11 protein-coding genes are annotated in these 14497 nt (G+C 37.0%); all 11 read left to right on the top strand.

Features of this window, described 5'->3' with window-relative positions:
* Positions 1–122: 122 nt before the first annotated feature.
* The 11 genes from recA to mutS all read left to right on the top strand — a co-directional run bounded on the left by recA (position 123) and on the right by mutS (position 14496).
* The gene (gene recA / locus AZF08_RS00235; RefSeq protein WP_033672019.1) at positions 123–1154 is read left to right on the top strand and encodes a recombinase RecA; all 1032 of its coding nucleotides are present in this window, start codon (positions 123–125) and stop codon (positions 1152–1154) included.
* Between the two features lie 432 nt (positions 1155–1586).
* Positions 1587–3149: a ribonuclease Y gene (gene rny, locus AZF08_RS00230; protein WP_033672018.1), complete on the top strand. Its 1563-nt coding sequence runs from the start codon at positions 1587–1589 to the stop codon at positions 3147–3149.
* Between the two features lie 205 nt (positions 3150–3354).
* Positions 3355–4149, top strand: coding sequence for a TIGR00282 family metallophosphoesterase (locus AZF08_RS00225; protein WP_033672017.1), 795 nt, complete (start codon positions 3355–3357; stop codon positions 4147–4149).
* Positions 4150–4298: 149 nt separating this feature from the next.
* Positions 4299–4559 carry a stage V sporulation protein SpoVS gene (gene spoVS, locus AZF08_RS00220; RefSeq protein WP_000404341.1) on the top strand — a complete coding sequence of 87 codons (261 nt, stop codon included), beginning with the start codon at positions 4299–4301 and terminating at the stop codon, positions 4557–4559.
* Positions 4560–4622: 63 nt separating this feature from the next.
* Entirely contained in the window at positions 4623–5546 is a 924-nt protein-coding gene (locus tag AZF08_RS00215; RefSeq protein ID WP_033672871.1) for a dipeptidase, read from the top strand.
* A gap of 246 nt (positions 5547–5792) precedes the next feature.
* Positions 5793–7550 (top strand): 2-oxoacid:acceptor oxidoreductase subunit alpha, encoded by a 1758-nt coding sequence (locus AZF08_RS00210; protein WP_033672016.1) that lies wholly within the window; start codon positions 5793–5795, stop codon positions 7548–7550.
* Complete coding sequence (locus AZF08_RS00205; protein ID WP_033672015.1) at positions 7537–8403, top strand: 2-oxoacid:ferredoxin oxidoreductase subunit beta; 867 nt, start codon at positions 7537–7539, stop codon at positions 8401–8403. Before AZF08_RS00210 ends, AZF08_RS00205 begins: the two co-directional genes overlap by 14 nt.
* A 599-nt stretch (positions 8404–9002) precedes the next feature.
* A complete protein-coding gene (miaB, locus tag AZF08_RS00200; RefSeq protein ID WP_033672014.1) occupies positions 9003–10532 on the top strand; it encodes a tRNA (N6-isopentenyl adenosine(37)-C2)-methylthiotransferase MiaB in 1530 nt (509 codons plus the stop codon).
* A gap of 3 nt (positions 10533–10535) precedes the next feature.
* The gene (locus AZF08_RS00195; RefSeq protein ID WP_033672013.1) at positions 10536–10967 is read left to right on the top strand and encodes a RicAFT regulatory complex protein RicA family protein; all 432 of its coding nucleotides are present in this window, start codon (positions 10536–10538) and stop codon (positions 10965–10967) included.
* Between the two features lie 130 nt (positions 10968–11097).
* Positions 11098–11640, top strand: coding sequence for an outer spore coat protein CotE (gene cotE / locus AZF08_RS00190; RefSeq protein WP_033672012.1), 543 nt, complete (start codon positions 11098–11100; stop codon positions 11638–11640).
* A 180-nt stretch (positions 11641–11820) separates the two neighbouring features.
* Complete coding sequence (gene mutS, locus AZF08_RS00185) at positions 11821–14496, top strand: DNA mismatch repair protein MutS (protein WP_033672011.1); 2676 nt, start codon at positions 11821–11823, stop codon at positions 14494–14496.
* Position 14497: the final 1 nt, after the last annotated feature.

The raw sequence follows: 14497 nt of genomic DNA, 5'->3' as shown, positions 1-14497 counted from the left end.
CGAAAAATGAAGAACTTGTCTATAGAAAATAAAAAAATCGAATAAATGTTCGATTTTTATTGGCAAATTGAAACGAAAATAGGTATAATAAGATTAGTAATTCAGCTAAGGAGGAATTTTGAATGAGCGATCGTCAAGCGGCATTAGATATGGCGTTAAAACAAATAGAGAAGCAATTTGGTAAAGGTTCTATTATGAAATTAGGAGAACAAGCGGAACGTAAAGTTTCTACGATTCCAAGTGGTTCATTAGCACTTGATGTAGCCCTTGGAGTTGGTGGTTATCCAAGAGGGCGTGTTATTGAAATTTACGGACCTGAAAGTTCAGGTAAAACAACAGTTTCATTACACGCGATTGCAGAAGTGCAACGTCAAGGTGGACAAGCAGCATTTATCGATGCAGAGCATGCGATGGATCCTGTATATGCACAAAAGCTAGGTGTTAATATTGATGAGCTACTATTATCACAGCCTGATACAGGAGAACAAGGTTTAGAAATCGCAGAAGCATTAGTACGAAGCGGTGCAATTGATATTATTGTAATTGACTCTGTAGCAGCTCTTGTACCAAAAGCGGAAATTGAAGGGGAAATGGGCGACTCTCACGTTGGTTTACAAGCTCGTTTAATGTCTCAGGCACTTCGTAAGCTTTCTGGTGCTATTAATAAGTCAAAAACAATTGCGATCTTCATTAACCAAATTCGTGAAAAAGTTGGGGTTATGTTCGGGAACCCAGAAACAACTCCAGGTGGTCGTGCGTTGAAATTCTATTCAACAGTTCGTCTTGAAGTGCGTCGTGCTGAGCAATTAAAGCAAGGCAATGATATTGTTGGTAATAAAACAAAAATAAAAGTAGTGAAAAATAAAGTGGCACCGCCTTTCCGTGTGGCCGAAGTAGATATTATGTACGGGGAAGGTATTTCAAGACAGGGTGAAATTTTAGATATGGCTTCTGAACTGGATATTGTCCAAAAAAGTGGTGCTTGGTATTCTTATAATGAGGAGCGCTTGGGACAAGGTCGTGAAAACTCAAAGCAATTCTTAAAAGAGAATCCAGAACTTACGGATGAAATTGCATTCTTTATTCGTGAACATCATGGGATTGGTGAGGATTCTGCTTCTGAAAATGGAGAAGATGAAAAGAATCTTGATTAATAAAAGACACGATTTCGTGTCTTTTATTTTTTATCTTACTATAATGTGTAATAAGGGTTTTTATTGAGTCTTTTTAGCTTGTTAGAGGTGATTTGGTAAGGTTTGTAAGGACTAAGGGGTATAGACTTTTCTCGATAGGCGAAGATTTGTATGGCATAGGTAAAGAAAGTAAAAGTAGACAACGCTTGACAATGAAAAATGCGATGGATACAATGAGAATGTATATTTTTTCTTATATACGATACACTCTTCTCTAGAAGAGAAGTAAAATTCGGATTAAGAATCTATATCTTCCGAAATAATAATATGACATTTTAATTGTGAAATGAAGAAAGTCCCTTAAAAAAGCGGGGCGACAGTCTTTGCTGTACGTTGTAAATCAATGTACATGCCGACAGTCTTTTTTCATTCATAGCAAGGGGAGGTGAAATCATGAGTAATACAATTTGGATGCTCATCTCCATTTTGCTTGCAACAGTCGGTGCAGTTGTTGGCTTTTTTGTTCGAAAGTCTATTGCAGAAGCGAAGATTAATGGTGCAGCTAATGAAGCGAGACGTATTTTAGATGAAGCGAATCGTGAAGCAGAAGCACTTAAGAAAGAGGCGCTTTTAGAAGCAAAGGATGAAATTCATACACTTCGTACAGAAGCTGAATTAGAAATTCGTGACCGTAGAAGCGAATTACAAAAACAAGAAAATCGTTTAATGCAAAAAGAAGAGAACCTTGATCGTAAAGACGAAACTCTCGATAAACGTGAGCAAATGTTAGAAAAGAAAGAGGAATCTCTTGTAGCGAGACAACAACAGATTGAAGAGTTGGAAAGCAAAGTGGGAGAGTTAGTTCAAAAGCAGCAAACGGAATTAGAGCGCATTTCCAATCTGACACGCGAACAAGCGAAAGCAATTATTTTAGGGAAAGTGGAAAGTGAAATTTCTCATGAAATTGCCGTTATGGTAAAAGAAAGTGAAGTTCGTGCGAAAGAAGAAGCGGATAAGAAAGCAAAAGAGATTTTATCTCTTGCAATGCAAAGATGTGCAGCTGATCATGTTGCTGAAACAACCGTTTCGGTTGTAAATCTTCCAAATGACGAAATGAAGGGACGTATTATCGGGCGTGAGGGTCGTAATATTCGTACGTTAGAAACGTTAACAGGTATTGACCTAATTATTGATGATACGCCGGAAGCGGTAATCCTATCAGGATTCGATCCAATTCGTCGTGAAACAGCTCGTATCGCTCTTGATAAGCTTGTACAGGATGGACGTATTCACCCAGCGCGTATTGAAGAAATGGTCGAAAAATCAAGACGTGAAGTGGATGAGTATATTCGCGAAGTAGGAGAACAAACAACGTTTGAAGTGGGTGTCCATGGGTTACATCCAGATTTAATTAAGATTTTAGGACGTTTGAAATATCGTACAAGTTATGGACAAAACGTGCTAAAACACTCTATGGAAGTAGCGTACTTAACAGGACTTATGGCAGCAGAGCTTGGCGAGGACGAAAAATTAGCAAGACGTGCTGGGTTATTACATGATATCGGAAAAGCAATTGATCATGAAGTAGAAGGCAGTCATGTGGAAATTGGCGTTGAACTCGCAACGAAATATAAAGAGCACCCTGTTGTTATAAACAGTATCGCATCTCACCATGGTGATACGGAACCAACCTCTATCATTGCAGTTCTAGTTGCTGCAGCAGATGCATTATCGGCTGCAAGACCAGGAGCTCGTAGTGAGACGCTTGAAAACTATATTCGTCGCCTTGAAAAGTTAGAAGAGATTTCAGAGTCCTATGAAGGCGTAGAAAAATCTTTTGCAATTCAAGCAGGACGTGAAGTTCGCATTTTGGTAAAACCAGATACAATCGATGATTTAGAAGCTCATCGTTTAGCACGTGATATCCGAAAACGTATCGAAAATGAACTGGATTATCCAGGGCATATTAAAGTAACAGTGATTCGTGAAACACGTGCAGTGGAATACGCAAAATAAAGTGGTGAAACACCACTTTATTTTTTTGTGTTGGGATTGGGTAAGATAACATAACATATAGCTTTTGTAAATCAGTTCTATCTCATCAGAAGAATAACTTTTCTTGCAATAGAACTTTAAATGAGTAGTATGTTTTTCTTGCAAGCTAATAGCTAGTAAATTGGTATGGTTATAAAAAAAGTGGTACATAGAAAGGGTAAGACATATGAGAATTTTATTTGTTGGGGATGTAGTAGGATCTCCCGGAAGAGCTATGATTCAACAATACGTACCGGCGTTAAAGAAAAAATATACGCCTACTGTAACAATCATTAATGGAGAAAATGCGGCAGGTGGTCGTGGTATTACAGAGAAAATATACCGAAACTTTTTAGAGTGTGGTGCACAAGCGGTTACGCTTGGAAATCACGCGTGGGATAATCGTGAAGTATTTGAGTTTATTGATGATGCGAAATATCTTGCAAGACCAGCGAATTTTCCAGAAGGAACGCCAGGAAAAGGACTTGTTTTTATCAATTGTAACGGAACAGAAGTAGCAGTGATTAACCTACAAGGGCGTACATTCCTTCCACCAATCGATTGTCCATTCCGAAAAGTTGATGAATTGATTAACATTGCGAAAAAAAGAACGAATATTATCTTTATTGATTTCCATGCAGAGACGACAAGTGAAAAACAGGCACTGGGCTGGTATGTAGATGGTCGTGCTACGGCAGTAGTAGGAACACACACACATGTTCCAACTGCCGATAATCGTATTTTACCAAGCGGGACAGCTTATATTACAGATGTTGGAATGACAGGCCCGTATGATGGGATTTTAGGTATGGATCGTGAAGCTGTACTGAAGAAGTTTTTAACAAATTTACCTGTACGTTTTGAGGTAACAAATGGTAGAACACAGTTAAGTGCAGTATTAATTGATGTAGATCCAAATACAGGAAAAGCGAAAAAAATTGAGCGTATTTTAATCAATGATGATCAACCATTTTTTGAATAATACACTTTAAAATTTAGAAAAAACATTATATTTTAATTTTTTAGAAAAATTACAGAAATTTAGCAGGAATACGCGCCAGCCCTCGTGAATATAAGTTAAAGTGAAATCAATCGCTAATACTTTTTAAAGAAACGAGGAGGAAACGCGGAATGGAAATATTAAAAGTTAAAGCAACTTCGGTCCCTAACTCTGTAGCTGGTGCACTTGCTGGAGTTATTCGCGAACGCGGAACAGCAGAAATTCAAGCTATTGGCGCAGGTGCATTGAATCAAGCCGTGAAGGCAGTAGCAATTGCAAGAGGATTTGTAGCGCCTAGTGGTTTGGACTTAATTTGTATCCCGGCTTTTACAGACATTATGATTGATGGTGAAGAACGTACAGCGATAAAATTAATTGTAGAACCTCGTTAAGTTTGAACAACCTGTTTGCTTGTATGCAAACAGGTTGTTTTTATGATGAAGGGAGAATGTGAATTGAAAGTTTTTGATGCACATTGTGATGTGTTATGGCAGTTATGGAGCGCGAAAGGGAAGAAGGATTTTCAAAATGATCCAACATTACATATTACGTTTGAACAATTACAGCAAAGAGCGGGAAGTGTTCAGTGCTTTGCCATATATGTACCAGAAACAGTACCGTATGAACAACGTTTTGAAGTTGCACTTAATATGATAGATATATTTTATAAGGAAATTTTATCGTTACCAAGCGTGAAATTGATTCAGAAAAAAGAAGATATAAAGCAGTTGGGACAAAATGAAATTGGTGTCATTTTAACGTTAGAAGGATGCGAAGCAATCGGTAAAGAGATGATGAAACTGCATACACTCTATCGCTTGGGAGTGCGCTCTTTCGGATTAACGTGGAACCATGCAAATTTATTAGCTGATGGTGTGATGGAGACTAGAGGCGCGGGACTGACCACTTTTGGCAAAAAAGTTGTGGAAGAACTTAATTCATCTCGTTTATGGATAGATGTGTCACATTTAAATGAAAAAGGATTTTGGGATGTAATGGAGATAGCCCAATATCCAATTGCCTCACATTCGAATTGTTATCATCTTTGCCAACATCCACGTAATTTGAAGGATGAACAAGTACAAGCACTTATTCGAAAAAACGGAGTTATCGGCGTGACGTTCGTACCGGAGTTTTTAACGAATCATCGACCAGCTTATATGGATGACATATTACGGCATGTGGAACGTATTTGTGCGCTTGGAGGGGAGAAAAACATAGGGTTTGGCTCGGATTTTGATGGGATTACAGAGATGGTTGTAGGTGTGGAGGCATATAGATCTTATGAGTATTTAATTGATGAATTGAGTAAGAGATACAGTGAAAAGGATGTTCGGAATTTTTTATATGATAATTTTATTAACCATCTTTCTTTTTAGTAACTTAGTGTATATTATAAATCTAAATAGTTAGAAAAATTTTAAAATTAAAATGGAATAAAAACAACTTATTGCTTTTTTTGTAGGGGGAAGCTAGAATTGTAGACGAATTAAGAATATGCGAAAGATTCAAGAAAGTCAGAAGAGGTATATTTTGTGTCCGTTGTAGTTTATTTGCATAAAAAATGCTACACTATTACTGTGAAAAATACACTACAATGAACGCAGTTAAAAGGGGTGTAGGAGATGATTAGTCAACTTTCATGGAAAGTTGGAGGACAACAAGGTGAAGGAATTGAAAGTACAGGAGAAATCTTCTGTATTGCATTAAACCGCTTAGGGTATTACCTATACGGTTACCGCCACTTTTCATCACGAATTAAGGGTGGTCATACCAATAATAAAATTCGTGTAAGTACGACTGAGGTACGCGCGATATCAGATGATTTAGATATTTTAATTGCATTTGATCAAGAAACAATTGATTTTAACTTCCACGAACTACGTCCAGGTGGAATTGTTGTTGCAGATGCGAAGTTTAATCCAACTATACCAGAAAGCGCAAATGTGAATTTATATGCAATACCATTTACAGAGATTGCTTCTGAGCTTGGTACGTCATTAATGAAAAACATGGTTGCTGTTGGAGCATCTAGTGCAGTATTAGGATTAGATGAAACTGTATACTTAGAGGTTGTTGAAGAAATTTTCGGCCGCAAAGGAGAGCAAGTCGTTCAAAAGAATATGGAAGCAATCAAACGCGGCTCCCAATATATGAAAGAATTGCTTGGTGAAAAAGTAAATATGATGCAGCTTGAAAAAGCTGATGGCCAAAAACGTATGTTTATGATTGGGAACGATGCAATTGCATTTGGAGCGGTAGCTGGTGGTGCTCGCTTTATGTCTGCATACCCAATTACACCTGCATCTGAAATTATGGAATACTTAATTAAAAAGCTTCCAAAAGTAGGCGGAACAGTAATCCAAACTGAGGATGAAATTGCTGCTTGTACAATGGCGATTGGTGCAAACTATGCTGGTGTACGTACATTAACAGCATCGGCAGGTCCGGGTCTATCTTTAATGATGGAAGCAATCGGTTTAGCTGGTATTACAGAAACACCTCTTGTTATTGTTGATACACAACGCGGTGGTCCAAGTACTGGTTTACCAACAAAGCAAGAGCAATCTGATTTAATGGCAATGATTTACGGTACACATGGTGAAATTCCAAAAATCGTAATGGCGCCAAGTACTGTTGAAGAAGCGTTCTATGACATTGTAGAAGCATTTAACTTAGCAGAAGAATATCAAGTTCCTGTTATCTTCTTAACAGATTTACAGCTTTCTTTAGGAAAGCAAACAGTAGAACCACTAAAGTTAGACAAAGTAGAAATTCGCCGCGGTAAGCTTGATTTACAAGTAGAGTTACCAGAGCGCGAAAACAAAGCGTACTTTAAACGTTATGAAGTAACAGAAGATGGCGTTTCACCACGCGTTATACCTGGTATGAAAAATGGTATTCATCATGTAACAGGTGTAGAACATGATGAGACTGGTAAGCCTTCTGAGTCAGCATTGAATCGTAAAGAACAAATGGACAAACGTTTCCGTAAAATGGAGAATATGAAGTTTAATACCCCTGTTTACCAAAATGCCAAGCATGATGACGCTGATGTATTACTAGTTGGTTTTAACTCTACTCGTGGTGCGATTGAAGAAGCGATGGAACGTTTAGGGCAAGAAGGATTAAAAGTAAATCATGCTCATATTCGGTTAATTCATCCGTTCCCAACAGATGAAATCCTTCCGCTTGTGAAGAATGCGAAACGTGTTGTTGTAGTAGAAAACAACGCAACTGGTCAACTTGCTAACATTATGAAAATGAATCTTGGCAATGGTGAGAAGATTTCTAGTCTATTAAAGTATGACGGGAACCCATTCTTACCAAAAGAAATTTACAACGAATGCAAAAAAGGGGTTGTATTAAATGGCAACATTTAAGGACTTTCGTAACAGTGTAAAACCAAACTGGTGTCCAGGTTGCGGAGACTTCTCGGTGCAAGCTGCGATTCAACGTGCAGCAGCTAACGTTGGCTTAAATCCAGATGAATTAGCTGTTATTTCTGGTATCGGTTGCTCAGGCCGTATTTCAGGTTATATTAATTCATACGGTGTTCATAGTATTCATGGGCGTGCGCTTCCAATTGCACAAGGTGTGAAAATGGCAAACCGTGACTTAACAGTTATCGCGTCTGGTGGTGACGGTGATGGTTTTGCGATTGGTATGGGGCATACAATTCATTCCATCCGTCGTAATATTGATATTACGTATATCGTAATGGATAATCAGATTTACGGTTTAACAAAAGGTCAAACTTCACCACGTAGTGAAGCTGGATTTAAAACAAAAAGTACACCGCAAGGTTCAATTGAGCCAGCATTATCTGTAATGGAAATGGCACTAACAGCTGGTGCAACTTTTGTAGCCCAGAGCTTTTCTAGTGATTTAAAAGAATTAACGCAGCTTATTGAAGCGGGTATTCAGCATAAAGGATTTTCTCTCATTAACGTATTTAGCCCATGTGTTACTTATAATAAAGTAAATACGTATGATTGGTTTAAAGAGAATTTAACGAAGCTAAGTACAGTAGAAGGGTATGATCCATCTAATCGTATGATTGCTATGCAAACGTTAATGGAAAATAAAGGTTTAGTAACAGGTCTGATTTATCAAAATAAAGAGCAACCTTCTTACCAAGAGCTGGTGAAGGGTTATAGTGAAAAACCTTTAGTGCAAGCTGATTTACAAATGGATCAGAAAATGTTTGATGAACTCGTTGCTGAGTTTATGTAATAAAGAAAAAAGCTGCTAATTGGCAGCTTTTTTTCTGTAAATGGTGGGTAAACAAATTGTAGTAACCTTTATATACGTTATTTACTCAGAAAATTCTAAATGATAAAATAATGAAGTGTATCGTTTATTCCGCTATTCGCGGGCAGTAAGATCCTCACCTCAAAATTCAACGAAAGCAAAGAAGTTAGGTGGGGGATCAACTGCCCTTAAAAGCCCGATTGGTGAAGGCTAATAATCAGTGGGGGATGAAGAATCCCCCCACTGATTAAAGTTTCATTTTATCAGAAAAATAGGTTTGTTTGCTGTAGGACGTGGGTGTAATACTGTCTCTTTGTTGTTAAATTTGGCTAAACACTTTATACTATGATAGTGTGTATAGGAATAAAGCAATATACTTTTTTACAAGGACAAGGTTAAAACAACAAAAAGGGAATGTCCATCGGTGGGAGAAGACTATATTCTTACAGATGGTGAACTCGATGTATCAAAGTTCAAAGGGGAAGAGGTTTTTCGAACTATCCTAATCTTTAAGATGGGTCTTATCGCCATTAGAATGGACTGTAGAGTGTGTATAGTTTAAGGTTGAAAGGAGATTACCCATGAACGAAGAGCAACGATTAGCAAGTCAACAAGCAAATTCTTCTATGAAAAAAGAAGAAAAAGATTATAGCAAGTACTTTGAAAGTGTATATCAGCCACCTTCCTTGAAAGATGCGAAAAAGCGCGGGAAAGAAGAAGTGAAAATCGAGCGTGACTTTGGTTTACCAGATGAATTTCGCAACTTTGGTGCAGGAAGAAAGTTTTATATCCGTACATATGGATGTCAAATGAATGAGCATGATACAGAAGTAATGGCTGGTATTTTTACAACGCTTGGATATGAACCGACATTTTCAACAGAAGATGCAGATGTGATTCTATTAAATACTTGTGCCATTCGTGAAAACGCTGAAAATAAAGTGTTTGGGGAACTGGGTCATTTAAAACCGTTAAAACAACGAAATCCGGATCTTCTAATCGGTGTATGTGGTTGTATGTCTCAAGAGGAATCTGTTGTAAACAAAATTATGCAAAAAAATCAACATGTAGATATGGTATTCGGTACACATAATATTCATCGATTACCTTACATTTTAAAAGATGCGATGTTCTCAAAAGCAACAGTTGTTGAAGTTTGGTCAAAAGAAGGTGACGTAATTGAAAACCTTCCGAAAGTACGCCGTGGCGATATTAAAGCATGGGTGAATATTATGTATGGATGTGATAAATTCTGTACATATTGTATTGTACCGTATACACGTGGGAAAGAGAGAAGTCGTCGCCCAGAAGATATTATTAGTGAAATTCGCCATTTAGCGGCAAATGGTTATAAAGAAATCACATTGCTTGGTCAGAACGTAAACGCATATGGTAAAGACTTTGAAGATTTAGAATATGGTCTTGGCGATTTAATGGAGGAACTTCGTAAAATCGACATAGCGCGTATCCGTTTTACAACAAGTCATCCGCGTGATTTTGATGATCGCTTAGTTGAGGTTCTTGGAAAAGGTGGTAACTTAGTTGAACATATCCACTTACCAGTGCAATCTGGGAGTACAGATATGCTCAAAATTATGGCGCGTAAATACTCAAGAGAACATTATTTAGAACTTGTACGTAAAATTAAAAAGGCGATTCCAAATGCAGTGTTGACTACTGATATTATTGTTGGTTTCCCAAATGAAACCGATGAACAGTTTGAGGAAACAATGTCTTTATATCGAGAAGTGGGATTTGATAGTGCATTTACATTTATTTATTCACCACGAGAAGGTACGCCTGCTGCAAAAATGAAAGATAACGTACCGATGGAAGTGAAAAAAGAGCGCCTGCAACGTTTAAATACATTAGTAAATGAATATTCTATAAAAAAGAATAAGAAATATGAAGGGCAAATTGTTGAAGTGTTGGTGGATGGAGAGAGTAAGAATAATCCCGAAGTACTTGCGGGTTATACGCGTACTAATAAACTTGTAAACTTCATCGCTCCAAAATCTACAATTGGTCAGCTTGTAAAAGTAAAGGTAAAAGAAGCAAAAACTTGGTCTCTAAACGGGGAACTGGTTGAGGAGCCGATTGGGGTGAAATAATAGATGAAAGTATATACAAAAGATGAAATCGTGGAACAAGCAAAAGAATTAGCAAAAATGATTTCTGCAACAGAAGAAGTGGATTTTTTTAAACGTGCAGAGGCGCAAATTCATAAAAATGAAAATGTAAAACATGCAATTGATGAAATTAAAGTATTGCAAAAACAAGCGGTAAACTTACAACATTATGGAAAATGGGAGGCCTTGAAAAAAGTAGAGGCGGAGATTGATGCTCTTCAAGATAAGCTTGATAGCATTCCGGTTGTACAGGAATTCAAGTCTTCACAAACATATGTAAATGACTTACTCCAACTTGTAGCGAGTACCATTTCCAACAACGTAACAGATGAAATTTTAATTTCAACTGGTGGGAATGTTTTAAAAGGAGAAACAGGTGCTGAAGTAGAGAGTAAAAAAGGGAACTGCGGTTGCTAAGAGAGGTGTCTTATTGACATCTCTTTTTTTATTTTTACTCAAGATACATATTGTTTTGTAAAAAAAGAATGACACATTCCGCTATTGTCACGCATATGATTAAGTGAATATCGATTGAGGAGGGTTTTAAATGTCCGAATTCAGAGAGATTATTACAAAGGCAGTAGTTGGAAAAGGACGTAAGTATACAAAATCAACGAATACATGTGAATCAAATCATGAACCAACAAGCATTCTCGGATGTTGGGTAATTAATCACACATATGAAGCGAGAAAGAATGGGAAATTAGTAGAAATCGAAGGGTTCTATGATGTGAATACATGGTACTCATTTGATGAAAACACAAAAACGGAAGTTGTAACAGAGCGTGTTAGTTATACAGACGAGGTGAATATTGGATATCGTGATAAAAACTTTTCAGGTGAAGATCTAGAGATTATTGCTCGTGTGATTCAGCATCCAAACTGTTTAGAAGCAATTATTTCACCAAACGGTAACAAAATTGTAGTAACAGTAGAGCGTGAATTTGTAACAGAAGTTGTTGGTGAAACAAAAATTTGTGTTAGTGTAAATCCAGAAGGGTGTCCAGAAGACGATGGTGAATTTGCAGTTGATGATGATGAATTTGAAGAGTTAGATCCAAACTTTATTGTAGACGCAGAAGAGGAATAATAGTGAGCTAGGGAGAGACTCTTCCTAGCTTTTTTATATAATATAAGTGGTGCCAAAAGGAATTATTTCACTTGAAAAGTATGTTATAATGAAGGGAGACTCCTATAAGTGGAGATAAGAATGTCCGTGAAGTACGGCGTATAATATATAGCACATTTTTATGAAGTATGGAGGAAACAAATGGCTCAGTATACCCCTATGATACAACAATATTTAAAGGTCAAGGCAGATTATCAAGATGCCTTTTTATTTTTTCGACTAGGAGATTTTTATGAAATGTTCTTTGAGGATGCTGTAAAGGCAGCTCATGAACTTGAAATTACACTGACAAGCCGAGATGGTGGAAGTAGTGAACGTATACCAATGTGTGGTGTCCCGCATCATGCGGCAAAAAACTATATTGAACAGCTCGTTGAAAAAGGATATAAGGTTGCGGTTTGTGAACAAGTAGAAGACCCAAAAACAGCAAAAGGTGTTGTAAAGCGTGAAGTTGTACAATTAATTACGCCCGGAACGATGATGGAAGGACGCACGATTGATGAGAAAGAAAATAATTTTTTAGCTGCGTTAACTCATTTTGAAGATGGATCTTATGCGCTAGCTTGTAATGATTTAACAACAGGGCAAAATACTGTGACATTATTAACAGGTACTGTAGAAGATGTTTTATTGGAGGTTTATGCGACAGGCTCAAAAGAAATTGTTGTGGCCTCTACGTTTTCAAAAGACGAGTTAAATAAGTTGACGGAAACATTGAAAATGACAATTTCGTATGAAGATGAGACGAAAATCCCTGAAGGGTTAGAACATCTTGTTAAAAATGTAACGCAAACGAAATTAGTTAAAGCAGTTGGGCGCTTATTTAACTATGTATTACGAACTCAAAAACGTTCATTGGATCACTTGCAACCAGTAGATATTTATTATACAAATCAATTTATGAAAATTGATGTTCATTCAAAACGTAATTTAGAGTTAACGGAAACAATTCGAACTAAAGAGAAAACCGGTTCTCTTTTATGGTTGTTAGATAAAACGAAAACAGCAATGGGTGGACGTATGTTAAAACAGTGGATGGAGCGTCCACTTATACAAAAAGGAAAAATTGAAGAACGTTTAGAAATGGTTGAAACGTTTGTAAATGATTACTTCTTACGTGAGGATCTGAAAGAAAAACTAAAAGAAGTTTATGATTTAGAGCGTTTAGCAGGAAAAGTTGCATACGGCAACGTTAATGCACGTGATTTATTACAATTAAGACGTTCACTCTTGCAAGTACCAGCTATTTTAGAGGCAGTTAGTTTATTAGATAATTCATATGCTGCAAGGTTAATTCAAGGTGCGGATCCATGTGAAAGTTTAACAGAGTTACTAGGCAGAAGTATTCAAGAAAATCCACCACTTTCTATTAAGGATGGGGATATTATAAAAGATGGTTATAATGACAAACTAGATCAATATCGTTATGTGAGTAAAAATGGGAAAACATGGATCGCAGAACTTGAAAAACGTGAGCGTGATATTACAGGGATTAAATCGTTAAAGATTGGTTACAACCGTATTTTTGGCTACTATATCGAAGTGACAAAAGCGAACCTTTCTTTACTTCCAGAAGGGCGCTATGAGCGTAAACAGACGCTTGCAAATGCAGAGCGTTTTATCACAGATGAATTAAAAGAAAAAGAAACATTGATTTTAGAAGCGGAAGAAAAAATTGTACAGCTAGAGTATGATTTATTCACAGCACTTCGTGAAGAAGTAAAAGTGTTTATTCCCAAATTACAGCATTTAGCAAAAGTCATTAGTGAATTAGATGTACTTCAAAGCTTTGCCACAGTTAGTGAAGAAGAGCAATTTGTAAAACCGATTTTAACAGATAAGCGTGAAATCTTTATTAAGGATGGCCGCCATCCCGTTGTGGAAAAAGTGTTAAACGGAAAATTATATGTTCCGAATGATTGTGTAATGCCAGAAAATATGGATGTCTTTTTAATTACAGGTCCAAACATGTCTGGTAAAAGTACGTATATGCGTCAATTAGCGCTTGTTACAGTTATGTCGCAAGTTGGTTGTTTTGTACCAGCGTCAGAAGCAGTACTACCAGTCTTTGATCAAATCTTTACAAGGATTGGCGCGGCAGATGATTTAATTTCAGGTCAGAGTACGTTTATGGTCGAAATGTTAGAAGCGAAAAATGCAATTGCGAATGCATCAGAAAGAAGTTTAATTTTATTTGATGAAATTGGACGCGGTACATCAACGTATGATGGGATGGCACTTGCGCAAGCAATTATTGAACATATTCATGATCAAATTGGGGCGAAAACATTATTCTCAACACATTATCATGAATTAACAATCTTAGAAGAAAGTTTAACTCAGCTTAAAAATGTACATGTTTCAGCTATTGAAGAAAACGGAAAAGTTGTTTTCTTGCATAAAATTCAAGATGGAGCAGCGGATAAAAGTTATGGTATTCATGTTGCACAACTTGCAGAGCTTCCAGATAGCTTGATTACTCGTGCGAAAGAAGTATTAGCGCAGCTAGAGGGGCAAGAAGAAATCATCATTCCAAAACGAGTAGAAGTTAAAGTACAAGAAGAAAATGCTCAAGAACCAGTAGTTGTAAAAGAAGAACCTGAGGCACTGCTGCTAGAGAAAAAAGAAGAACCTGCAGAATCGCAGCTATCTTTCTTTGCCACAGAACAGTCAGCGCAAAAACAAGACAAGCTAGCGCTTGATCAAAAAGAAACAGCTGTATTAACGCAGATTAAAAAAATTGATTTACTTGATATGACGCCTCTAGAAGCGTTAAATGAATTGTATCGGTTACAAAAAAAGTTAAAGAAGGGATGAG

It is taken from the genome of Bacillus gaemokensis (assembly GCF_001590835.1).
In the GTDB taxonomy this organism is placed as follows: Bacteria; Bacillota; Bacilli; order Bacillales; family Bacillaceae_G; genus Bacillus_A; species Bacillus_A gaemokensis.
The sequence above is the reverse complement of the archived record's forward strand: the minus strand, read 5'-3'. Positions and strand labels throughout refer to the sequence as shown.